This is a genomic window from Catenulispora pinistramenti (genome assembly GCF_018274385.1).
Lineage (GTDB): Bacteria > Actinomycetota > Actinomycetes > Streptomycetales > Catenulisporaceae > Catenulispora > Catenulispora pinistramenti.
Genome location: NZ_JAAFYZ010000196.1, coordinates 1 through 21,036 on the forward strand (window position 1 = coordinate 1; position 21,036 = coordinate 21,036).

Below are 21,036 nucleotides of genomic sequence, written 5' to 3' on the forward strand. Positions count from 1 at the left end.
GCTTATGGGGCCTGGACGAGTCCGGACGAGGCATGTACCTCGTAGAGGCGCTAGCCGACGACTGGGGCTGGCGCCGCTTCCGTGCGCCAGGCGCGGCCGAGCCCTCGGGCAAGGTCGTCTGGGCACTCTTTGAGCTTGCCTGCTAAGGCTTGAGCTTGCCAGCTCAGCCGCCCGCGCCCTCGGCAACTATCGCCCCAGCTAGCCCACCCTCGGCTACTTCCGGCCCCTGCTAGGCGGCGTCGGCACTGCCCACCCTCGGCTACTTCCGGTCCCTGCTAGGCCACATCGGCACTGTTTGCCGCTACCTACTTCTGGTCCCTACTAGGCCGCGTCGGCACTGCCCGCCCTTACCTACTGTCGGCCCGTGCTAATCAGTGTCGGCACCCCGCCCCCACCTGCTGCCGGTTCCTGCCATGCGGCCCGGTCGGCGCTACCCGTCCTTACCTACTGCCAGCCCCGCATTCTCCGACCAAGCCGCGCCGGCCCTGCTTGATCTCTCCCACTGCCGGCCCTGCTTGATCTCTCCCACTGCCGACCTTGCGCTCTCCACCCACCCCACCCAAGCCGTGTAGCTCTGCTTTGCCCTCGCCCCTGTGCCCTCGCCCCTGTGCCCTCGCCCCTGTGCCCTCGGCCCTGTGCCCTCGGCCCTGTGCCCTCGGCCCTGTGCCCTCGGCCCTGTGCCCACGGCCCTGTGCCCACGGCCCTGTGCCCACGGCCCTGTGCCCTCGCCCCTGTGCCCACGGCCCTGCTTTGCCCTCGCCCTACCGTTTGCCCCGCCTCACTGCAGGCGCTCGCCCGCCCGGCTGGCTCCTTCACCCCACCACCCACCACCCACCACCGGGTGTTACATACGGGGCTTTTGACGGGTATTCCCATCCGCTTTACCTCCGCACCCCTGACCGTCGCCCACCCGCGTCGGAAAGCGTGACGCAGTAACCGCTTTCCGTGATCGCACTCACTTTCGGTCCCCACCCGAGAGCGGTCCGCACCGGCCCGATTCGGTTGGCTGTCACAGGGCTCGAATGTATATCAATCTGGTATCGAAGCCGCTCCAGACGCATGCCTTGAACCTGCGGGGAGAACCTTTACCCGCTCTTTGAACGTTTCACACTCGAAACCTATGCGCGTGCGGCAGCACTACCGCTAGCATCCGTTTACTGCCATGCATAAGCGAGTGCTGATTCAAACGCGGATGCACGTGCAGTGGATCAACCCTTCCCACCGTACATGTAAGGGGAAACGAGAATGAGCGAGTTCGAGCCCTACAACGGCATGCCGGCCACCAAGGTCGCCGCCGCGTGGCGCAAGAGCAGCTACTCCAACTCGCAGGGAAACTGCGTGGAGTTCGCCGGCATGGCCGACGGCTCGGTCGCGGTCCGCAACTCCCGGGACCCGCACGGCCCGGCCCTGCTGTACACCCGGGCCGAGATCGAGGCGATGATCAGCGGTATCAAGGACGGCGAGTTCGACGACCTGCTCGGCTGAGCCCTGCGCGAGCTGCGCAATAGATAGTGGTAACCGCTTCCAGGCCCGAACCCAGGCCCCCTCGGCCACGCACCTCCCCGGCGCGCTGACCCAGGAACCCCGACCGGCCCGGAAGCGGCGCGGAACCAAGGACGGCCGCCGAGATCGCGGGCGGCCGTCCGTCATAAAAGGAGCGGCCTGAACCGCACCGCCCACTAGGTCCTCGACCACGCGGCCGCCCCAAACGCCCACATCAGGCTGTTCCGCAAAGCCCGCCACGACGCGGCCTGCACCGGCTAGCCACCGCACACCCCGCTCCAGGCGTTTCACACGGTCCGCCACACTTGCGGCCCAGGCCCGAGGCCAACGAGCTCGCCGAGCGCTCCGACCTCGCCAAACTCCCGCCGGACTCTCGCCGACCGGCGTCCGAGACCGCGTCCCTGTCCGCAGTGACGGCCAACACCCTGGTCGTCGTCGTGCAGCACCGCTATGCCGCCGTCACAGCTGGGCCTTCGTCGTGGCCGTCGCTATCGTCCTGGCCACCGCCACCGCCACCGCCACCGCCACCGCCGTGGCCGTCGGCACTGCCGTGGCCCATCCACCCAGCCCCGATGCCCATCCGCTGGCGCCGTGACTGCGGACCGGCGGCGCGCTAGCCCTCGACCTGCCCAGCGCCCCAGACTGTCGCTGGCCACAACGACCGACGGCATCCTGGCCCGGCGCACAATCCCTGAGATCCGACGCGCACTCTGGCCAACTCCCCGCAGCCGGCCGCCGTCCTGTCGCCGACCGCGCAGTCCGGAGGCAAACCGACCTCGCCGCCGCAGCGATTCACTCACATAGCCACAGCCAATATGCGTAGGCCGATCTACGCTAATCGTCTGATGTCCGATATGCGAGCTACGCGCACTATTGAGTCATTCCGAAAGCCGTCCGCCAAGCCAAGGCACACGGGCGGTCCAGGATGACGGTCACCACCGGGCCGAACGCGGACAGAGCTCACCGCGCCGACCCAGGGGAGGCCGCCGCCACACCCTCGATGACACCAGTTGTCGACTGCTCGAGGCGAGGCGATAAGAGCCTCCGGCTTGGTCAAGCCGGAGGAAATGTGGGGGATCGCCCCGCATCGAGCAGGCCCCTCCGGGGGCGGGTACGGCAAACCCTCAGCCGGACCCCGGCGCAACCCCCATGCGCCAGGGCCCGGCCCTGAGGAGTGCCCATCGCACGGCAAGGAGCAACCGAATGGCAAAGTGTGTTGCGGGACAGACCCTGGCGAAAGTCGAGCTGGCCGGCGCCAGGACCTGCGGGAAGTACCCGGCAACCGCGCCCGAGCGGTCCCTCGGCCACACCGACGCGGCGCTGACCCCGACGCTGCTCCGGTTGCTTCGGTGCTGAGCAGAGCTGGCGCGGGCTCTGGCTCACATCGTCGCCGACACCGCTAACGCCAGGTGGCGCTCGTCGGGGAAGCTACCCGGCCGTCAAGCGCCGAACGTCCCGCCGCGGATGCGCACCTCGGGACGCCGGGACGCCGGTATGTCGTGCCGCTCGCCGCTTGGCCCGGCTGTCGGCGCTGCTGGGGCGCGTGGCACACCTCGAAGCGGTGCGGCCCTGGCGACGAACAGCGCTCGTCAGGACGGGTCGCGAACGGCGCCAAGCGGGTCGCGGTTGCTCGGCGGCTGGCCGCTCGCGGGGTCACCGAATCCCTGCCGTGTGATTCGCCCGATTGTCTGCCGCCGGGCGCCCGGCGCTGGCGACTACCCGAATGCGGCGCGGGATGGCCGGCGATCACGCACGTGACCTGAGCTATCACTCGCGCCCGATAGACTTGGCGACATCATGGAGCAGCCTGCCGACACCGTTCTTGTCATCGACTTCGGGGCCCAGTACGCGCAGCTCATCGCGCGCCGGGTTCGCGAAGCCCACGTCTACAGCGAGATCGTGCCTCACACCGCGACGGTCGCCGAAATCCTCGCCAAGAAGCCCAAGGCGGTGATCCTTTCCGGCGGGCCGTCCTCGGTCTACGCCGAGGGTGCGCCGAACGTCGGTGCGGAGCTGTTCCGCGCCGGGGTGCCGACCCTGGGCATCTGCTACGGCTTCCAGGCCATGGCGCGTGCGCTGGGCGGCGTGGTTGATCAGACCGGCGGTCGGGAGTACGGCCGCACCTCGCTGGAGGTGACCGACACTGGGTCCACCCTGTTCCGGGGCTCACATGCCGATCAGCCGGTGTGGATGTCGCACGGCGACGCCGTCGTGGCGGCCCCGGCGGGTTTCCGGGTGACCGGGACCACTGCCAAGACCCCGGTCGCGGCGTTCGAGGATGACCAGAATCGGCTGTACGGCGTCCAGCACCACCCCGAGGTCATGCACTCGCAGTTCGGGCAGCTGCTACTGGAGAACTTCCTCTACCGTGGCGCCGGCATCACGCCGAACTGGACCACCGGCAACATCGTGGATGAGCAGGTCGCGGCGATCCGTGAGCAGGTCGGTACCAAGCGGGCGATCTGTGGGCTGTCCGGCGGTGTGGACTCCGCGGTGGCTGCGGCTATCGTGCAGAAGGCGATCGGTGTGCAGCTGACGTGCGTGTTCGTTGACCACGGGCTGCTGCGCAAGGGTGAGGCCGAGCAGGTCGAGAAGGACTTCGTCGCGGCTACTGGTGTGCAGCTGAAGGTGGTCGACGCTGAGGAACGGTTCCTGTCGGCGCTGGCCGGGGTGTCCGACCCGGAGGAGAAGCGCAAGATCATCGGTCGGGAGTTCATCCGGGTCTTCGAGCAGGCTGAGCGGGAGATCGTCGCGGAGTCGGCGGACGCTGGTGAGCCGGTGAAGTTCCTGGTGCAGGGCACGCTCTACCCGGACGTCGTGGAGTCGGGGGGTGGCACCGGCACCGCGAACATCAAGAGCCATCACAACGTCGGTGGGCTGCCTGAGGACCTGCAGTTTGAGCTGATCGAGCCACTGCGCAAGCTGTTCAAGGACGAGGTGCGGCAGGTCGGTCGCGAGCTGGGGCTGCCCGAGGCGATCGTGGGACGGCAGCCGTTCCCCGGCCCGGGTCTGGGTATCCGCATCGTCGGCGAGGTCACCAAGGACCGCCTGGATCTGCTGCGCGAGGCCGATGCCATCGCCCGCGAGGAGCTGACTGCGGCCGGGCTGGACAACGAGATCTGGCAGTGCCCGGTGGTGCTGCTGGCTGACGTGAGGTCGGTGGGCGTCCAGGGCGACGGCCGGACCTATGGTCACCCGATCGTGTTGCGCCCGGTCTCCAGTGAGGACGCTATGACCGCCGACTGGTCCCGGCTGCCGTATGAGGTGCTGGCGCAGATCTCGACGCGGATCACCAATGAGGTTGCCGACGTCAACCGGGTGGTGCTGGACGTGACCAGCAAGCCGCCGGGGACGATCGAGTGGGAGTAGACGCTCCCTAGGCGCTGGCGGGTGCTGGCAGTGGGCCGGGTCTTCGGATCCGGCTCTTTGCTTTGCCGCCGTGGCTCGGCGCTGGGACCTGGGCCGGAGGCTGAGAGGCTGAGAGGCTGAGAGGTCGCGGGGCCGCGAGACCGCGGGACCGCAGGGGCGCGAGGCCGAGCAGTCGCAGGTCGTGAGGGGCTAGGCGTCGGCGGCTGGGCCCAGTACGCAGAACTCGTGACCCTCGGGGTCGGTGAGACATGTCCACGGGACGTCACCCTGGCCGAGATCGAGGTCGGCCGCGCCGAGGGTGTACAGCCGGTCCACCTCCGCCGGCTTCTGGTCAGTCGTGTAGGGCAGCAGATCGAGGTGTACGCGATCGGGCACGGTCTTCGCGTCGGGGGAGCGCAGGAACTCCAGGAATGGCCCGGCGTCCTTGGGGGAGCGCATGACGGCGTAGTCGTCGGTCAGGTCGCGGAGGGACCAATCGATCGCCTTGGCCCAGAAGCGGGCCATCGCTCGTGGGTCCACGCAGTCGACTGCCACTGCCGCGATCGGTCCGGTGTCGCGGTAGACCTCGCGTGGCTCCAGGACGCAGAACTCGTTGCCCTCGGGATCGGCCAGGACTGTCCACGGGACGTCGTCCTGGCCGATGTCGGCAGGTGTCGCTCCGATGTCCTTCAGCCGCGCCACGAGCTCGGTTTGGTGGGCTGTGGACGTGGTGGCCAGGTCGAGGTGTATCCGGTTCTTCGTTGCCGACTTGAGCTCCGGTACGGCGACGATGTCGATGGTCAGAGCGATCGGGTCCGGCCAGACCAGGCTCCCGGCGGGTCCGACGCTGGTCAGGCCGGTCTCCTCGCTGTCGGCACGCCAGGCGAGTGCGTCGGCCCAGAAGCGGCCGATCGCTGCGTGATCAAGGGCTTTGATGTTCACCTGGACTGGTCGTAGTGCCATGTCCGGGATCCTACGCACTGATTCGGGATCGGCAGCCGCACTAGCGACGATGCCACGCAATGCTTGCCTGCCTTGGTACCGCATACAGTTCCACCGGTGTCGGGCTGCTGCGGTGCCACTACCGCACGCCCGGTCTCAGCGTCTCTGGCACAGCTGAGCCTTGCCGCGCCATCTATAGCGCCGTCACGTATAGCGCCGTCACGTAGCGCCGCCAAGCGACGCCCGCTATAGCGAAGCACCTCACCGGAGCCGAGCACAGTCACACCGACTCGGATGACTCGGAGGCTGCCTCCGAACCGCCGGCCCCCTGCATCGGCGGCAGCCGCCAGCCGCCATGTAGCCGCCTTGCAGCAGTGAAAGCGAGTCCCAGCCGCAGCGAAGCCCCTACGGCTCCTGGTCGAACTCCAGCGCCTCGCGCAGCTTCCGATTGACATGCCGCAGCCGCTCGATAGTCCGCTGCGCCTCCCGCAGCTCGTACCGCAGCCGAATGATCTCCTCGATCGCTGCCAGATCGGCCAGATCACTCAGATCCGCCAGGTCAGCCGAGGCCAGTGCCGGCTCGACCTCCTCTGCGTACTCCGGCTCCGGGGGTGTCGGGATCGCCAGCTCTGCCGGCTGCGTTAGCGCGGCCTGCACCTCTGCGGCCCACTGCAGCGCGTCCGGCTCCTGCGGGCGGCGCACGAACTCGTGGATCACCGCGCCGGCCGGCTCCGGGTCAGTGAACTGATGTCCCTCGGTCACTGCCGCTGCGGGATCGGGTTCCGCCGCGAAGTTCGCAGCCGGGGTACCCGTAGCCGGAGTACTCGCAGCCGGACTACCTGCGGTCGGAGCGCCCGCACTGGGAGAAGCCGCAGCCGCAGCCGCAGTCGTAGCCGCTGAAGCTGAAGCCCCAGAAGCCGCAGCCGGAATACCAGTGCCCACCCGCTCCGCAGAGAAGTCCTCCGCCGGGTCGTACGGCATAGCCGACTCGTTGGTCTCAGCCGCCGCCGCGACCGCTGCTGCCCGCGAAACCAGCTCGCTGGGCTGCTCGAAGGCCTCGGCGTCCGGTGCCTCCGGCTCGCGCATCATCGCGGCGGTCCAGCCCGCGGCCTCACATGCCGCGTCCCGGAACTCCCGCAGCTGCCGCAGCATCCCCTCGCTGGATGGGAACAGCACCCGGGCCTGCGCCACGTTCGTCACCGCCAGCGGTGCGGCCTGCACCGTGTCGCCGAGCTCGGAGTAGGCCTGCGCCAGCTTGATCCGCGCCATCAGCGCGTCGCGGGGGCCCGAGCCGATGCCCTGCTCGGCTCGCTCCAGGGCGCTGATCAGGCCGCCGATCCACTCCTGCGGGTCGGCGTACTCCTCGACGGGCTCCTCCACCGGCTCGGCGATGAGCTCCCCTTCGGCGACGAGGTCCCCGGGCTCGCCGGCCGGCACCGGCTCCGCGGTGGTGTCGACCTGGTCGCGACCGACTCCGTACTCAGACATTCCGTCCCCCTGGACAACGTCGAAGGGCGCCGACGTGACTGTCGGCGCCCCGCGGCTGGCTTGGCACGATACTACGGCCGGACAACCCTCACCACAGGCATGGAGTTGATCGGAGCGTACTGCACGGTCGTGCCCGGGTATGGGGCGTGGATCACCATGCCGCCGCCGACGTATATCCCGACGTGGTGCATGCTGCCGTAGTAGATCACCAGGTCGCCGACCGCGATGTTGCTCTCGCTGACGGCCGGGAACTCGTAGGCCTGGGCCGAGGAGGAGTGCGACATCGACACCCCTGCGGCGGCCCACGCGGCCTCGGTCAGACCGGAGCAGTCGAAGCTGCTCGGGCCCTCTGCGCCGTAGACGTAGGGCTTGCCGACCTGGGCCTTGGCGAAGGCGACCGCTGTCGCCGCGCGGGCGTTGGGTGCCGGCGGCAGGCCGGGCGGAGGCGTCTGGGCCTGCTGGTTCTGCTCGCTCTGCTGCTGCTTGTACTGGGTCTGCTGAGTGGGCGTCAGCGAGTCCAGCAGAGTCTGCGCCTGCTTCTCCTTGGCGTCGATGTCCGCCTTGGTCTGAGCCATCTGGTCGCGCGTCTTCTGCAGCTGCTGCAGGTCCGCCGAGGCCTCGGCCTTGTCCTGGTCCAGCTGGCGCTTGATCTCCTGCGCGGAGGACATCGCGGCGGTGGAGTGGCTGGAGGCCTCATTCATCGCGGTGGCGGCCTGCAGGAACGAGTCCGGGGCGGCCGAGAGCATCAACTCCAGCGAGCTGTCCACGCCGCCGGCCCGGTACTGCGCCGCGGCCAGGCTGCCCAGCGAGGACTGCGCATTGGTCAGCTGCGTCTGCTCGGCGGTGATGCGGGCCTGGATCTGGTCGACCTTGTGCTGCAGCGCGGCCAGGTTGGTGGACGCCTGGTCATATGCCTCAGAGGCCTGCTCGGCCTGGTTGTGGAGGGTGTTGACCTGGTTCTTGACGTCGTTGAGGTTCGGTGTCGGGTCGGCGTGGGCCAGACCCGGAAGCAGCGCGATGGAACCGACCGTGGCGGTCGCCAGCGTCACCGCGGTGCGAGGCGCGGTGATCGTCTTCTTGGACGCGCGGTGAGTGGTCACGGTTTTGTGGGACGCCACGAAGGCGCTCTCCTTCTCTACCTGCCGCCTACCGGGTTAGCTGACGGGTTCGGGCTGAGAAGCGTGCCCTACAGGCCGCCGCGCGGGGGTTCGCAGCGGACCGATTCACCCCTGGCCCCAGTGGATGCGGGCCGGTGGGACTTGGTGGGTCCCCGGTTCCGGATCTGCGCTCCGCCCTGGGCCGTGTGGAAGCCCAAGCCAACTGCGGGTCGCGCGTCGCCGGATTCGGCGTGAACTCCCGCCACCGTCCAGGGTGGGCGGCGTGGTTACGAGAGTCCGGCCGTAACCCTAGCGAGACCTCGAACGACAAAACGGACCGGCCCAGGACCCTATACCAGGATTTTACTTTAGGAGGCGTTTAGTGGTCCTGATTCAGTGCGCGCTGTCCGGTTTCGCGCAGGGTCGATCCCGTGGTTGTTGCCGACTGTACGTCGGCATCACAAGTGGTGCTCGTAGGATGCAGGCGTGAAAGTACTGCAAGAATGCCTGCTGGTCCTGCATTTCGTCGGCATCGCCTCGCTGTTGGGCGGGTTCCTGACGCAGATGGCCGCCCAGACCAAGCGTGTCGTTCCGGCCATGCTGCACGGCGCGGCGACGATGCTGGTCACCGGGCTGGGGTTGTATGCCGTGGACGACAACGGCCTGCACCACGCGCCGCCGGCGGCGAAGATGGCGGTGAAGCTCGGGATCCTGGTGGTGATCGCCGGATTGATCTGGACGCAGCGGTCCAAGGAGGAGATCGCCAAGGGCGTCTACTTCGGGATCGGCGGGCTGACGCTGGCGAACATCGTCATCGCCGTGTTCTGGCACTGAGAGTGCCCTGATAGCGCACCTTATAAAGACCTCTATATCGAGACCTCTGTAGACCTCTGTAGACCTGTAGAGACGTGTGCGGCGGGCGGCCCGTGATCCGGGTCGCCCGCCGCACACGTCTCCCACGTCACCTGTCTGCAGAAGACATCGGCTCGGTAGAGGCCGTCGGTTCTGTAGAAGACATCGATGTGTTCTGCGTCACACCGAGGTAGCCAGCGGCCGGGTCGGCCACTCCGGCTCGGCGTAGGACTTCTCGCCCCGCCGCTCCCGATACGCCGCCCGGTCGGCCTCCTGCTCGGCCTTCCAGCGGGCCTGCGCCTCGTGCAACCGCACCGCGTCCAACGTCCCGACCGCGGCGTAGCTGGCGCCGATTACCTGGGCCAGGTTCATCGCCGCCAGAGCGTCGGCCGCGGCGTCGTGGGCGTGGGTGATCGACACGCCGTAGAACTGGCACTGGGCTTCCAGCGTGCGCGCGCCCTTGCGGAACTTGTCCATCTGCCGGTCGATGACCAGCGGGTCGATCACCGGGGCGACAGGTGCGCGGGCTGCCAGCGGGGTCAGCCCGTTGCGCGCCAGCTCGGCCTCCAGCAGCGTCAGGTCGTACGGGGCGTTGAAGACCACCAGCGGGGTGCCCGCGCGCAGCTCGGCGGCCAGCGCGTCGGCGATCTCGTCCAGCGTCCGGCGCGGCGGCGCGCCGTGCTCCCGGGCGTACTCGGTGGTGATGCCGTGGATCGCGGTGGCCTCGGCCGGGATCTCCATGCCGGGGTCGATGAGGAAGGACTTCTCCGAGCCGTCGGAGGCGACGATGGCCGCCGAGACGATCCGCACGGTCTTCGGGTCGCGGCCGGTGGTCTCGGTGTCGAAGCCGGCCAGTCGGCGGCGGTGCCAGCCGTCATGTGCGCCGCGCTGCGGCGGCACGGCCGGCTGCGCCGCACCCTCGGGTTGGGTCTGGGTCTGGGTCTGGGGTCGGGGCTCCCACGCCGGGGCGCACTCGTGGTGATAGGTCTGCCACGCACCGTCCACGTTGGCGCGCGTACCGGCCTCGGCTTCCACCCGACCCTTGCACGCGGAGCACGTCCCCGCGTACTTGTTGACCAGAGTCACTGTGTTGTTCTCCCTCACCTCGTGTTGTCACCATGGTGGCGCACCGTTCTGACAAACACGGCCAGACTCCGGTCTCACGACGTCAGCGGCTACCCTGGTGGACTACGGCGGTTTTTCTAATCCGCCCGATCTGTTGATTTCCGCGCGAAGGATGAATACGACGTGTTCGACACGCTCTCTGATCGTTTGGCCACGACGTTCAAAAACCTGCGCGGCAAGGGTCGGCTCTCGCCCCAGGACATCGACGAGACCCTGCGCGAGATCAGGCGCGCCCTGCTGGAGGCGGACGTCTCCCTGGAGGCTGTGCGGCCGTTCATCGCGGCGGTCCGGACCAGGGCCGAGAGCGCGGAGGTCTCCAAGGCGCTGAACCCGGCGCAGCAGATCATCAAGATCGTCAACGAGGAACTCGTCGGCATCCTGGGCGGCGAGACCCGGCGGCTGCGGTTCGCCAAGAACCCGCCCACGGTGATCTTGCTCGCCGGCCTCCAAGGTGCCGGTAAGACCACGCTGGCCGGCAAGCTGGCGTACTGGCTGCGCTCCGAGGGGCACACCCCCGTGCTGGTCGCGGCGGACCTGCAGCGGCCCAACGCGGTCACCCAGCTGCAGGTCGTCGGTGACCGGGCCGGCGTGCCGGTGTACGCCCCGGAGCCCGGCAACGGCGTCGGGAACCCGGTCAAGGTGGCGAAGGACTCGATCGAGTTCGCCAAGACCAAGATGCACGACGTGGTGATCGTCGACACCGCCGGCCGGCTGGGCATCGACGCCGAGCTGATGCGGCAGGCCGCCGACATCCGGGACGCGGTCCGGCCCGACGAGGTCCTGTTCGTGGTCGACGCCATGATCGGTCAGGATGCGGTGACCACCGCCCAGGCCTTCATGGACGGCGTCGGCTTCGACGGCGTGGTGCTCACCAAGCTCGACGGCGACGCCCGCGGCGGTGCGGCCCTGTCGGTGCGCCAGGTCACCGGCAAGCCGGTGATGTTCGCCTCCTCCGGGGAGAAGCTGGAGGAGTTCGACGTCTTCCACCCCGAGCGCATGGCGAGCCGCATCCTCGACATGGGCGACATGATGACCCTGATCGAGCGGGCCGAGAAGGCGTTCGACCAGGCCGAGGCCGAGAAGATGGCGGGCAAGCTGGCCCGCAACGAGTTCACGCTCGACGACTTCCTGAACCAGATGGAGCAGCTGAAGAAGCTCGGCTCCATGACCAAGCTGCTCGGCATGCTGCCCGGCGTCAGCGGCATCAAGGACCAGCTCAAGGAGATCGACGACAAGGACGTCAACCGGATCGCCGCGATCATCAAGTCGATGACCCCGGGCGAGCGCGACGACGTCAAGATCATCAACGGCTCGCGGCGGCAGCGCATCGCCCGGGGCTCGGGCACCTCGGTGCCGGAGGTCAACAACCTCATCGAGCGCTTCCTCGAGGCCAAGAAGATGATGTCGCAGATGGCCAAGGGCGGGATGCCCGGCATGCCGGGGCTGCCCGGGGCCGGCGGGCTCGGCGGCACCAAGCGCAAGTCGGCCAAGGCCAAGGCGGCCGACAAGGCGTCCAAGTCCAAGGGCCGCTCGCGCTCCGGGAACCCGGCCAAGGCCAAGGCCGAGGAGGCGGCGCGGCAGGCGCGCAAGGAAGGCAACGGCGCGTTCGGGGAGGACGGCGGCCAGTTCGAGCTGCCGGACGAGTTCAAGAACCTGCTGCCTCCCCAGTAGGGGCGCGGCGGTTCGACTCGGCGATCCACGGGCGATCCGCCGATGATCTATCAGGCGGAGTGACTCTTCGGTGCCTCCCGGTGCCCCAGCGCACCGGGGGGCGTCCCGACCAGCCTGAACCTTCTGGCACAATGGAAGCTTGTACCGGTCGCGCATGGCCCTCTCTCCTGCGCTAAGCCGTGTCCATCCGGCTGCTGCCGATGCCATGTCCCCACGTGGCGGTGCGGTGGCACCACCCGCAGTCAACCAAGCAGGAGACACCACACCGTGGCAGTCAAGATCAAGCTCAAGCGCATGGGCAAGATCCGGAACCCGCAGTACCGGATCATCGTGGCCGACGCCCGCACCAAGCGGGACGGCCGCGCGATCGAGGAGATCGGCAAGTACCACCCGAAGGAGGACCCCTCCTACATCGAGGTGCTTTCCGAGCGCGCGCAGTACTGGCTGGGCGTCGGCGCGCAGCCGACCGAGGCCGTCGCGGCGATCCTGAAGATCACCGGCGACTGGCAGAAGTTCAAGGGCCTGGACGCTCCGGCGCCGATGAAGGTCGCGGCGCCCAAGGCCGACCGCAAGGCCGTCTTCGAGGCCGCCGCCAAGGAAGCCGCCGACGAGCCGAAGACCGGCGCGACCACGCCGAAGAAGAAGGCCGACAAGGCGGAAAAGGCCGAGAAGAAGGCCGAGGAGACCCCGGCGACCGAGGCTCCGGTGGAGACCCCGGCCCCGGCCGTCGAGGCTGAGATCGCTTCCGAGGGCTGAGCATGCTGGAAGAGGCCCTGGAGCACCTGGTCAAGGGCATCGTCGAGCATCCCGATGAGGTCCGGGTCCGCGAGCGTGACCAGCGCCGCGGCAAGGTCCTGGAAGTCCGGGTACACCCGGACGACCTGGGCAAGGTGATCGGCCGCGGCGGGCGCACCGCGCGCGCGCTGCGCACCGTGATGGCCGCCCTCGGCGGCCGCTCGCTGCGCGTCGACCTCGTCGAGGCGGCCGGCTACCGGTGAGCCCTGAAGCAGACACCCCGTCCGGCCGACCCGAGGCACTGCGCCTGGTGGTCGGCCGGATCGGTCGTGCCCACGGCATCCGCGGCCAGGCCACCGTCGAGGTCCGCACCGACGACCCGGACCTGCGCTTCGCCCCCGGCTCCCGGCTGCTGACCGAGCCGGCCGAGCGCGGCCCGCTGGTGGTGTCGGACATGCGCTTCCACAGCGGGATCCTGCTGCTGTCCTTCGAGGGCGTGGCCGACCGGAACGCCGTCGAGGCGCTGCGGAACACGATCCTGGTGGTCGAGGCCGATCCGGACGAGACCCCGGACGACCCCGACGAGTACTACGACCACCAGCTGGTCGGTCTGCCCGTGGAGTTGGCCGACGGCAACGTGCTCGGCGAGATCGCCGACCTGCTGCACCTGCCGGGGCAGGACGTGCTGGCGGTCAAGCGGCCGGCCGGTCCCGAGGTGCTGATCCCGTTCATCAAGCAGTTCGTCCCGACCGTGGACGTCGCCGGCGGCCGGGTCGTGGTCGATCCGCCGGCCGGGCTGTTGGACCTGGACAGCGTCGAGTAGCGGCCGCTTCTCACCGGACATCTCATGCGCATCGACATCGTCACCATCTTCCCCGAGTACCTGGCGCCGTTGGACGTCTCGCTGATCGGTAAGGCGGCGGCCGCCGGGATCCTTGACGTGCGCGTGCACGAGCTGCGCGGCTGGACCCACGACCGGCACAACACTGTGGACGACACGCCGTGCGGCGGCGGGCCCGGCATGGTGATGAAGCCCGAGCCGTGGTCGGCGGCGCTGACCCAGATCGTCCCGCCGGGCTCGGAGGACGGCGCGCGCCTGGTCGTGCCGACGCCGTCGGGCCGGCCTTTCACCCAGCGAGTGGCCGAGGACTTGGCGACGGCTTCGCATCTGGTGTTCGCTCCGGCGCGCTATGAGGGAATCGACCGGCGGTTTATAGAGGCGGCCGCAGAGCGGATGCCTGTAGAAGAGCTCTCCATCGGTGACTATGTGTTGGCCGGCGGTGAGGTCGCGGTGCTCGTGATGGTCGAGGCTGTGGGCCGGCTGCTGCCCGGTGTGCTCGGCAATGCGGAGTCCGCTAAAGACGATTCCTTCGGGCACGCTTCTGAGGGCGGTATGGCGGGCCTTCTAGAGGGACCCGTATATACGAAACCTGCCAGTTGGGACGGCCGCGAGGTCCCGCCGGTGCTGCTGTCCGGCAACCACGGCCTGATCGCGCGCTGGCGCCGGGACCAGGCGTTGCAACGAACCGCGCACATGCGCCCGGACCTGATCCAAGCCCTGGACCCGGCTTCGCTGGACAAGAAGGACCGGGCTCAGCTGGAGGCTTTGGGCTGGTCGCAGACCTCCGGCGGATTTCGTTTCGACCCCGACGCTGTGTCAGACTAGGCCGGTACTGCTTGAGCAGGTGCCTGCCTTTCGACAGACACATCACCTGCCCGCCGGACGCGCCCTGCCGCAGGGGGACCCGCCCACGGCGAATTCAAGTGAGGATCCGGTTTCATCACCACTTAAGCCGTGGCCGACCTGTGGCGTCCACGAGGAGAGATCATGGACAAGCTGTCCACCATCGACGAGCTGTCGATGCGCATCGACGTCCCGGGCTTCCGTCCCGGTGACACGGTCAACGTGCACGTCAAGGTCGTCGAGGGTAACCGCTCCCGCATCCAGCAGTTCAAGGGCGTCGTCATCCGTCGCCAGGGCTCCGGTGTGCGTGAGACCTTCACCGTCCGCAAGGTCAGCTTCAGTGTCGGCGTGGAGCGCACCTTCCCGCTGCACACCCCGATCATCGAGAAGATCGAGGTCGTGACCCGCGGCGACGTCCGCCGGGCGAAGCTGTACTACCTGCGCGACCTGCGCGGCAAGAAGGCGAAGATCAAGGAGAAGCGCGAGGCGGTCGCGGGCCACTGAGCCCCGCACGTCCCGCACGGTTTCCAAGGCTCCGGGCCACGTCCTCCTCGGTGAGGACGTGGCCCGGAGCCGTTTACAGAATCCTCAGGCAAGTCCTATAACTTGTTCGACTGGGAACGGCTGTTCCTGTCTGTCCAAAGTTGCTGACCCGGGTCAACAGACTCGACGACGAACAGGCTAGGGTGCGGCCGGTGGCCAAGGGGCAAAGGCGCCGGCTGAAACCGGTGAAGTTGTGGAAGGAACTGCCGATCCTGTTCGGGGTCGCGCTGTTGCTGGCCTTGGTGATCAAGACGTTCTTCGTGCAGGCCTACTTCATCCCTTCGCAGTCCATGCAGCACACCATCGAACCCGGCGACCGCGTGCTGGTGAACAAGCTGACCCCGTGGTTCGGCTGGACCCCGGAGCGCGGCCAGATCGTGGTGTTCAAGGACCCCGGCGGCTGGCTGGACCCCTCGGAGATCAAGAAGGACAACGCCTTCGTCGGCGGGGTCAAGAAGGTGTTCTCCTGGGTCGGGCTGCTGCCCGAGGGCAATGAGCAGGACCTGATCAAGCGGGTTGTCGGGGTTCCCGGCGACGTCGTGCAGTGCAAAGGTGTCGGGCAGCCGGTGACGGTCAACGGGGTGCCGTTGGACGAGCACTCCTATCTCTACCGGGGGGTCGACGGACAGTTGGACGACCCGTCGCAGACCCCTTTCGGGCCGATCACCGTTCAGCCGCACACGGTGTTCGTGCTCGGAGACCACCGGAGCGATTCCGGGGACTCGCGGGTGCACCTGCAGGAGGCCTCTCAGGGGCTGGTCCCGTATTCGGACATGCAGGGTCACGCTTTCGTGCGGATCTGGCCGCTGACACGCATCAGCGGCTTGGGTACTCCTTCTACGTTCTCCTTGAAGAACCCTGCGCAGGCAGTCCAGGGCGCGGCCACAGTGCCGCCGGTGCTGTGGGCATTCACGCTCGCGGTCCCGCTGCGGGCCGGATCGCTGCGTCGCCGCCGCCGTCGCGCCGGTGCGCTCCTTCCGGACCCCGCGGGCGTAACCAATCGGCTACGCGGGCGGTTGGGTACGGAGCGGCCGCTTGGCTGAACCGAACTTTCGAGGGACTGCGAAGGGAACAGCGACATGGACCAGGCGGCAGCGAAACGGAGCGGGCCTGGCGGGTCAGCGGAAGGGCAGACTGTGACAGTGGACGAGAGCTCCGAGACCGCCGACAACCCGGTCGGCCGCGGCGAGGCCGTGGTGCCGCGGCCCGATTACGCGGGTCATGACCAGGGCGGCGGCTACGCGGCGTCCTCCGGGTATGACGGGGCCGGTGCACCCGGCGGGTATGGCGGTTCCAGCGGCACCGGCGGTCCCGGGGGCTACGGCGGTCCGAGTGGTTCCGGTGGTCCGGGGGTTCCCAGCGCTGCTGGCGGTCCTGGCGGCTATGGCGGCTCCGAGGGCCCTGGCGGTCCCGGCAACCCCGGTGGTCCCGGCGGCTATGGCGGCGGCCCGCAGGGTCCGGGCGGTCCCCAAGACCCCGGCCAGTACGGCGGCGGCTCCGAGGGCTTCTCCCCGGTCCCGGAGGGCGACCAGGAGACCCGGGAGCCGGAGTCCGCGCCCGCCGAGCCGGCGGGGCCCCGCAAGTGGTGGCAGTGGCTGCTCCTGCCGTTCGCGGTGGTGTGGCGCTTCGCGTTCCCGAAGAAGCCGCGGCCGTTTATCATCGAACTGCCGTTCCTGCTGGCGATCGCCCTGTTGCTGGCCTTCGTCATCAAGACCTTCCTGGTCCAGGCCTTCGTCATCCCCTCCGGCTCGATGCAGAACACGCTGGAGATCAACGACCGCGTGCTGGTCAACCGGTTCGCGAACTGGATGGGGCACGAGCCCAACCGCGGCGACATCGTGGTCTTCCAGGACCCGGGTGGCTGGCTGGACAGCGAGCCGGTGAAGCCGAAGAACGTCTTCAGCAAGGTCCTGACCGCGGTCGGTCTGCTGCCGGAGGACAACGGCGACCTGATCAAGCGGGTCATCGGGGTCGGCGGCGACGACGTGAAGTGCCTCGGCAACGGTGCTCCGGTGACCGTCAACGGTGTCCCGCTGCAGGAGTCGGGCTACTTGTATCCGAGCAACCTGCCCTCTATGGAACCGTTCGAGGTGCACGTCCCGCAGGGCAAGCTGTGGGTCATGGGTGACCACCGCGAGGTCTCGGTCGACTCCCGGGCCCACATCAACAGCCAGACCGGCGGCTTCGTGCCGGAGGGCAACGTGGTCGGTGTCGCGGTGCTGAAGGTGTGGCCGCCGTCGCACTTCGGCACGCTGCCGGTGCCTTCGGACTTCCGGACCAGCTTCCAGTCGCTGGCCGCGCCGGGCGCGGTGCCGGTGGCGGCGTTCGCCGTGGCGTTGCCGATCACGGTGGTGCGGCGGCGCCGGAAGCTTCGGAAGCTCGAAGCGGCGGCGGACTAGAGACGTAGTAGGCGCGCCGGCTAGAGGTGTAGTAGGCGGCCGACTATAGATGTAGTAGTGAGATGTATTAGCGGTCGGCATTCACTACCTTTGTAGTGATTTGATCGTGTGATCGATGGCGGTCGCGGCGGGGACTTCCCGCTGTGGCCGCCATTGTCGTCTCCGCTGCGTTGTACGTTAGAGACGATGACCACTACGCCCACACCCACGCTGCCGCGCGGCGTAGCGATCCGCTCCGACGCGGGGATCTACGGCTACGAGCGCGCGCTGGCCCGTGCCGGGTTCCCCACGGTCGCCGGCACGGACGAGGCCGGCCGCGGCGCCTGCGCAGGTCCGCTGGTGGCGGCGGCCGTGATCCTGCGCCCCGGGGCCTCGGGCCGCATCCCCGGCCTGTCCGACTCCAAGCTGCTCACCGAGAAGGCCCGCGACCGGGCCCGCGTGGAGATCGAGAAGCGCGCGCTGTCCTATGCGTGGGTCGCCATACCGGCTCCCGAGGTGGACCGTCTGGGCCTGCACCATGCGAACATCGCGGCGCTCCGCCGTGCCGTGGCCCGCCTCGACGTCGCCCCCTCGTACGTGCTCTCGGACGGGTTCCACGTGGACGGGCTTCCCTGCCCTAGCCTGGCCATGTGGAAGGGGGACCAGGTGGCTGCCTGCGTGGCCGCCGCGTCGGTGCTGGCCAAGACCGTGCGGGACGCCATGATGACCGAGTTGGCCCAGCGCCACCCGGCGTACGGCTTCGAGGTCCACAAGGGTTACTCCACCCCCGCCCACCAGGCCGCATTGACGGAGCACGGGCCTTGTCCGGAGCACCGTTTCACATATGCCAACGTGGCGAACGTTTCCACGCGTTGTGGGTGACAATGACTGTGATTGAAGACCGACCAAGGGGAGCGTGGGCATGAGCGCTGAGGACCTCGAGAAGTACGAGACCGAGATGGAGCTCCAGCTCTATCGCGAGTACCGCGACGTGGTCGGCCTGTTCAAGTACGTGGTCGAGACCGAGCGGCGCTTCTACCTGACCAACCAGGTGGACCTCGCGGTGCGCTCGGCCGACGGCGAGGTGTACTTCGAGGTGACGATGGCGGACGCGTGGGTGTGGGACATGTACCGGCCCGCACGCTTCGTGAAGAACGTGAAAGTCGTCACGTTCAAGGACGTCAACGTCGAGGAACTGGCCAAGAGCGACCTGGAAGTCCCGACCGACTGACGGACCGCCGACCGCCAATCCAATTGAAAATCGAACAACAACGCCCGTCACGCGTGCCCACTAGGCCACACGAGTGACGGGCGTTCCCATTCCACCCCACTTATCCACAACCGCCACAATCCTCCCTGGCCCCCACCACCCACCCCGAGCGAACCTCGATCACGAGCGGCCCACCGACGGGCCGACCGAACGACCGGGAGGAGCGCAGCGGTGGCCGGCACAACCCCATTCCTGGAGGTCGAACACCACCTGACGGACTTCCCGTCGGCGGTCGACCACAGCAGTCTGTCCCCGGGCCGCCTGGGCCGCGAAGGCGAGGACATCGCCGCGGCCTACCTCACCGCCTGCGGCTACCACGTCCTGGACCGCAACTGGCGCTGGCGCGGCCCGGACGTCCGCGGCGAGTTGGACATCGTCGCCCTGGCCTCCGACCTGCTGGTCACCGTCGAGGTCAAGACCCGCCGAGCTGCCACCGGCGGCCGCCCCTTCGACGCCATCACCGACGCCAAGCGCACCCGCCTGTGGAAACTGGCCAACCGCTGGGTCGCCGAACACCGCCTCGACCCGGAGCTCCGCAACCACTTGCCCCGCGGCCTGCGAGGCATCCGCGTCGACGTCATCGGCCTGCTGTTCCCCGCCGACGGCCGCACCGAGCCCGCCATCGACCACCTTCAGGCGGTGTGAGATGCGCAGCTCCGGAATCGCCGCCCCGGCTTCGGTTCCCTGCCGCGCCGATCGCTCCGACCAGGACCGGGTCGCTCGGGCGTTCGTCACCGCCGCGCTCCGGCTGGCCCCGGCGCTGCCTGTCAAGCCCGGGCACCGCCCCGACTTCCGTGGCGCGGCAGGGGCGCTCGCCGGCCCGAACGGCGTCGCTCATGCCCAACCCACTCGGGCTGTTGCCGGTGTGGCAGGCTACTCGCCGGCTTCGGTGTCTTCGGCATGCATCTGTGGAGCTCGGCCATGAGCATCTCGCGGACCCATGCTGTCGCCCTCAACGGCACCCAAGGCGTCGTCGTCGAGGTCGAAGTCAACGTCACGCGCGGCGCCACCCGCACCCAGATCCTCGGCCTCCGCGACACCGTCCTGTCCGAATGCCGCGACCGAGCTCGCGCGGCCGCCTACAACTCCGGGCACCGTTGGCCCGACGGCAACGTCACTGTCGGCCTGTCCCCGGCCTGGGTCCGCAAAGAGGGCTCAGCGTTCGACCTCGCTGTAGCCGTCGCCGCGCTCACCGCCGAAGGCGCCATCGGCCAGATCGCCCTCGCCGGCGCGGTCTTCCTCGCCGAGCTGTGCCTCGACGGCCGCCTGCGCCCCGTCCGAGGCGTGCTCCCGGCCGCGCTTGCCGCCCGCGACCACGGCCTGACCAGGATCCTCGTCGCCGAGCCCAACGCCCTCGAAGCCTCACAGATATCCGGCCTCGAAGTCCACGGTATGCGCTCCTTGGCGCAGGTCGTGGCCCTGCTCCAAGGCACCGAGATCCCCGATGCCGAACCACTCCCGCTGGACACCGGCCCGCGCACCGGTCCCCTACGGCCGGTCCGTCCACTGCCCGACATGGCCGACGTCCTAGGCCAGTACGACGCGCGCCGAGCCCTCGAGGTCGCGGCCGCTGGAGGCCACCACCTGCTCCTGGCCGGCGCCCCCGGTGCGGGCAAGACCCTGCTCGCCGAACGCCTGCCCTCGATCCTTCCCCCGCTCGACGAATCGGCCGCCCTCGAGGTCTCGTCCCTGCACTCGATCGCCGGCACGCTGCCCTGGGAGAAGCCTCTGATCACCGACCCGCCCTACCAGAGCGTGCACCACACCTGCACGGTCGCGGGCATGGTCGGCGGCGGCACCGGCCGCATCCTCCCTGGCGCCATCAGCCGCGCCCACCACGGCGTGCTGTTCGCCGACGAGATCCCCGAGATGCAGCGGGCCGTCCTCGAAGCACTACGCGAACCCCTCGAAGCCGGCGAGATCGTGATCGCCCGAGCCACCGGAACCGTGGTCTTCCCCGCCAGATTTCTCCTGGTCGCAGCCATGAATCCATGTCCTTGCGGCCGTGCTGGCACTGCGGGCGGCCAATGCACCTGCACCCCCGACGCCCGCCGCCGCTACACCCAAAAGCTCTCCGGTCCCTTCCTGGACCGCATCGATCTCCGCCTGGCCGTCCACCCCGTCGGCCGCGCCGAGCTTTTCGGCGCCCTCCCCGGCGAATCCAGCGCCGACGTCCGCGACCGCGTCCTCGAAGCCAGGGCCCGAGCCACCCACCGCTACGCGGACCGCCCCTGGTCCACCAACGCCCAAATTCCCGGCAGCGCGCTGCGCGCCGAGTTCGCCCCCACCCCTGCCAGCCTCACCGATATCGACGCCCGCTACCAAGCAGGCACCCTCACCGCTCGCGGCTACGACCGCCTGCTCCGCGTCGCCTGGACCCTCGCCGACCCTGGCTCTGAT

At 68.8% G+C, this 21,036-nt stretch carries 20 protein-coding genes, 1 pseudogene and 1 riboswitch; of the genes and pseudogenes, 17 read left to right on the forward strand and 4 right to left on the reverse strand.

Annotation, left to right across the window (positions count from 1 at the left end):
- From KGQ19_RS53110 to guaA, 4 genes and pseudogenes are all read left to right on the forward strand, one after another.
- Positions 1 to 146: pseudogene (locus KGQ19_RS53110) on the forward strand (ATP-binding protein); the annotation flags it as partial.
- A gap of 1,099 nt (positions 147 to 1,245) precedes the next feature.
- Positions 1,246 to 1,485, forward strand: a complete 240-nt coding sequence (locus tag KGQ19_RS37420; RefSeq protein ID WP_194898801.1) for a DUF397 domain-containing protein — start codon at positions 1,246 to 1,248, stop codon at positions 1,483 to 1,485.
- 1,221 nt (positions 1,486 to 2,706) lie between these two features.
- A complete protein-coding gene (locus KGQ19_RS37425; RefSeq protein ID WP_212018242.1) occupies positions 2,707 to 2,859 on the forward strand; it encodes a hypothetical protein in 153 nt (50 codons plus the stop codon).
- Between the two features lie 441 nt (positions 2,860 to 3,300).
- On the forward strand, positions 3,301 to 4,872 hold the full coding sequence (gene guaA, locus KGQ19_RS37430; RefSeq protein WP_212018244.1) for a glutamine-hydrolyzing GMP synthase: 1,572 nt from the start codon (positions 3,301 to 3,303) through the stop codon (positions 4,870 to 4,872).
- Positions 4,873 to 5,061: 189 nt separating this feature from the next.
- On the opposite strand, the gene KGQ19_RS37435 is transcribed toward guaA, so the two are convergent.
- The 3 genes from KGQ19_RS37435 to KGQ19_RS52255 all read right to left on the reverse strand — a co-directional run bounded on the left by KGQ19_RS37435 (position 5,062) and on the right by KGQ19_RS52255 (position 8,399).
- A complete protein-coding gene (locus KGQ19_RS37435) occupies positions 5,062 to 5,814 on the reverse strand; it encodes a VOC family protein (protein ID WP_212018247.1) in 753 nt (250 codons plus the stop codon).
- Between the two features lie 384 nt (positions 5,815 to 6,198).
- Positions 6,199 to 7,281, reverse strand: coding sequence for a hypothetical protein (locus KGQ19_RS37440; RefSeq protein ID WP_212018249.1), 1,083 nt, complete (start codon positions 7,279 to 7,281; stop codon positions 6,199 to 6,201).
- Between the two features lie 71 nt (positions 7,282 to 7,352).
- Positions 7,353 to 8,399: a C40 family peptidase gene (locus KGQ19_RS52255; protein WP_212018251.1), complete on the reverse strand. Its 1,047-nt coding sequence runs from the start codon at positions 8,397 to 8,399 to the stop codon at positions 7,353 to 7,355.
- A gap of 10 nt (positions 8,400 to 8,409) precedes the next feature.
- A riboswitch (cyclic di-AMP (ydaO/yuaA leader) is annotated at positions 8,410 to 8,578 on the reverse strand.
- A 286-nt stretch (positions 8,579 to 8,864) separates the two neighbouring features.
- Between KGQ19_RS52255 and KGQ19_RS37450 the strand changes: the two genes are divergently transcribed.
- A complete protein-coding gene (locus tag KGQ19_RS37450; protein WP_212018253.1) occupies positions 8,865 to 9,212 on the forward strand; it encodes a hypothetical protein in 348 nt (115 codons plus the stop codon).
- 198 nt (positions 9,213 to 9,410) lie between these two features.
- Here KGQ19_RS37450 and KGQ19_RS37455 read toward each other — a convergent pair whose 3' ends face one another.
- Positions 9,411 to 10,316: an exonuclease domain-containing protein gene (locus KGQ19_RS37455; RefSeq protein ID WP_212018255.1), complete on the reverse strand. Its 906-nt coding sequence runs from the start codon at positions 10,314 to 10,316 to the stop codon at positions 9,411 to 9,413.
- 162 nt (positions 10,317 to 10,478) lie between these two features.
- On the opposite strand from KGQ19_RS37455, the gene ffh reads away from it, so the two are divergent.
- The 12 genes from ffh to KGQ19_RS37515 all read left to right on the forward strand — a co-directional run.
- Positions 10,479 to 12,026: a signal recognition particle protein gene (ffh, locus tag KGQ19_RS37460; RefSeq protein WP_212018257.1), complete on the forward strand. Its 1,548-nt coding sequence runs from the start codon at positions 10,479 to 10,481 to the stop codon at positions 12,024 to 12,026.
- Positions 12,027 to 12,293: 267 nt separating this feature from the next.
- Positions 12,294 to 12,782, forward strand: a complete 489-nt coding sequence (rpsP, locus tag KGQ19_RS37465; protein WP_212018259.1) for a 30S ribosomal protein S16 — start codon at positions 12,294 to 12,296, stop codon at positions 12,780 to 12,782.
- A 2-nt stretch (positions 12,783 to 12,784) separates the two neighbouring features.
- Positions 12,785 to 13,024: an RNA-binding protein gene (locus KGQ19_RS37470; RefSeq protein ID WP_012785728.1), complete on the forward strand. Its 240-nt coding sequence runs from the start codon at positions 12,785 to 12,787 to the stop codon at positions 13,022 to 13,024.
- Complete coding sequence (rimM, locus tag KGQ19_RS37475) at positions 13,021 to 13,584, forward strand: ribosome maturation factor RimM (RefSeq protein ID WP_212018261.1); 564 nt, start codon at positions 13,021 to 13,023, stop codon at positions 13,582 to 13,584. Before KGQ19_RS37470 ends, rimM begins: the two co-directional genes overlap by 4 nt.
- Positions 13,585 to 13,608: 24 nt before the next feature.
- Positions 13,609 to 14,427, forward strand: coding sequence for a tRNA (guanosine(37)-N1)-methyltransferase TrmD (gene trmD / locus KGQ19_RS37480; protein WP_212018263.1), 819 nt, complete (start codon positions 13,609 to 13,611; stop codon positions 14,425 to 14,427).
- Positions 14,428 to 14,589: 162 nt separating this feature from the next.
- Entirely contained in the window at positions 14,590 to 14,949 is a 360-nt protein-coding gene (gene rplS, locus KGQ19_RS37485) for a 50S ribosomal protein L19 (protein ID WP_212018265.1), read from the forward strand.
- Between the two features lie 191 nt (positions 14,950 to 15,140).
- A complete protein-coding gene (lepB, locus tag KGQ19_RS37490) occupies positions 15,141 to 16,031 on the forward strand; it encodes a signal peptidase I (RefSeq protein WP_212018267.1) in 891 nt (296 codons plus the stop codon).
- A gap of 99 nt (positions 16,032 to 16,130) precedes the next feature.
- Positions 16,131 to 17,387 (forward strand): signal peptidase I, encoded by a 1,257-nt coding sequence (lepB, locus tag KGQ19_RS37495; protein ID WP_212018269.1) that lies wholly within the window; start codon positions 16,131 to 16,133, stop codon positions 17,385 to 17,387.
- A 186-nt stretch (positions 17,388 to 17,573) separates the two neighbouring features.
- Entirely contained in the window at positions 17,574 to 18,248 is a 675-nt protein-coding gene (locus KGQ19_RS37500) for a ribonuclease HII (RefSeq protein WP_212018271.1), read from the forward strand.
- Positions 18,249 to 18,288: 40 nt separating this feature from the next.
- Entirely contained in the window at positions 18,289 to 18,597 is a 309-nt protein-coding gene (locus KGQ19_RS37505; protein ID WP_012785735.1) for a DUF2469 domain-containing protein, read from the forward strand.
- Between the two features lie 210 nt (positions 18,598 to 18,807).
- Entirely contained in the window at positions 18,808 to 19,281 is a 474-nt protein-coding gene (locus tag KGQ19_RS37510; RefSeq protein WP_212018273.1) for a YraN family protein, read from the forward strand.
- A 276-nt stretch (positions 19,282 to 19,557) separates the two neighbouring features.
- On the forward strand, positions 19,558 to 21,036 hold a 1,479-nt coding region (locus tag KGQ19_RS37515; RefSeq protein ID WP_212018275.1), incomplete at its 3' end, for a YifB family Mg chelatase-like AAA ATPase.

What these genes read in the sequence shown, in the direction of transcription:
- guaA (WP_212018244.1), top strand. Translation starts at nt 3,301, where the DNA reads ATGGAGCAGCCTGCCGACACCGTTCTTGTCATCGACTTCGGGGCCCAG.
- KGQ19_RS37435 (WP_212018247.1), bottom strand. Translation starts at nt 5,814, where the DNA reads ATGGCACTACGACCAGTCCAGGTGAACATCAAAGCCCTTGATCACGCA.
- KGQ19_RS37505 (WP_012785735.1), top strand. Translation starts at nt 18,289, where the DNA reads ATGAGCGCTGAGGACCTCGAGAAGTACGAGACCGAGATGGAGCTCCAG.
- KGQ19_RS37470 (WP_012785728.1), top strand. Translation starts at nt 12,785, where the DNA reads ATGCTGGAAGAGGCCCTGGAGCACCTGGTCAAGGGCATCGTCGAGCAT.
- KGQ19_RS37425 (WP_212018242.1), top strand. Translation starts at nt 2,707, where the DNA reads ATGGCAAAGTGTGTTGCGGGACAGACCCTGGCGAAAGTCGAGCTGGCC.
- rplS (WP_212018265.1), top strand. Translation starts at nt 14,590, where the DNA reads ATGGACAAGCTGTCCACCATCGACGAGCTGTCGATGCGCATCGACGTC.
- KGQ19_RS37500 (WP_212018271.1), top strand. Translation starts at nt 17,574, where the DNA reads ATGACCACTACGCCCACACCCACGCTGCCGCGCGGCGTAGCGATCCGC.
- KGQ19_RS37420 (WP_194898801.1), top strand. Translation starts at nt 1,246, where the DNA reads ATGAGCGAGTTCGAGCCCTACAACGGCATGCCGGCCACCAAGGTCGCC.
- KGQ19_RS37440 (WP_212018249.1), bottom strand. Translation starts at nt 7,281, where the DNA reads ATGTCTGAGTACGGAGTCGGTCGCGACCAGGTCGACACCACCGCGGAG.
- trmD (WP_212018263.1), top strand. Translation starts at nt 13,609, where the DNA reads ATGCGCATCGACATCGTCACCATCTTCCCCGAGTACCTGGCGCCGTTG.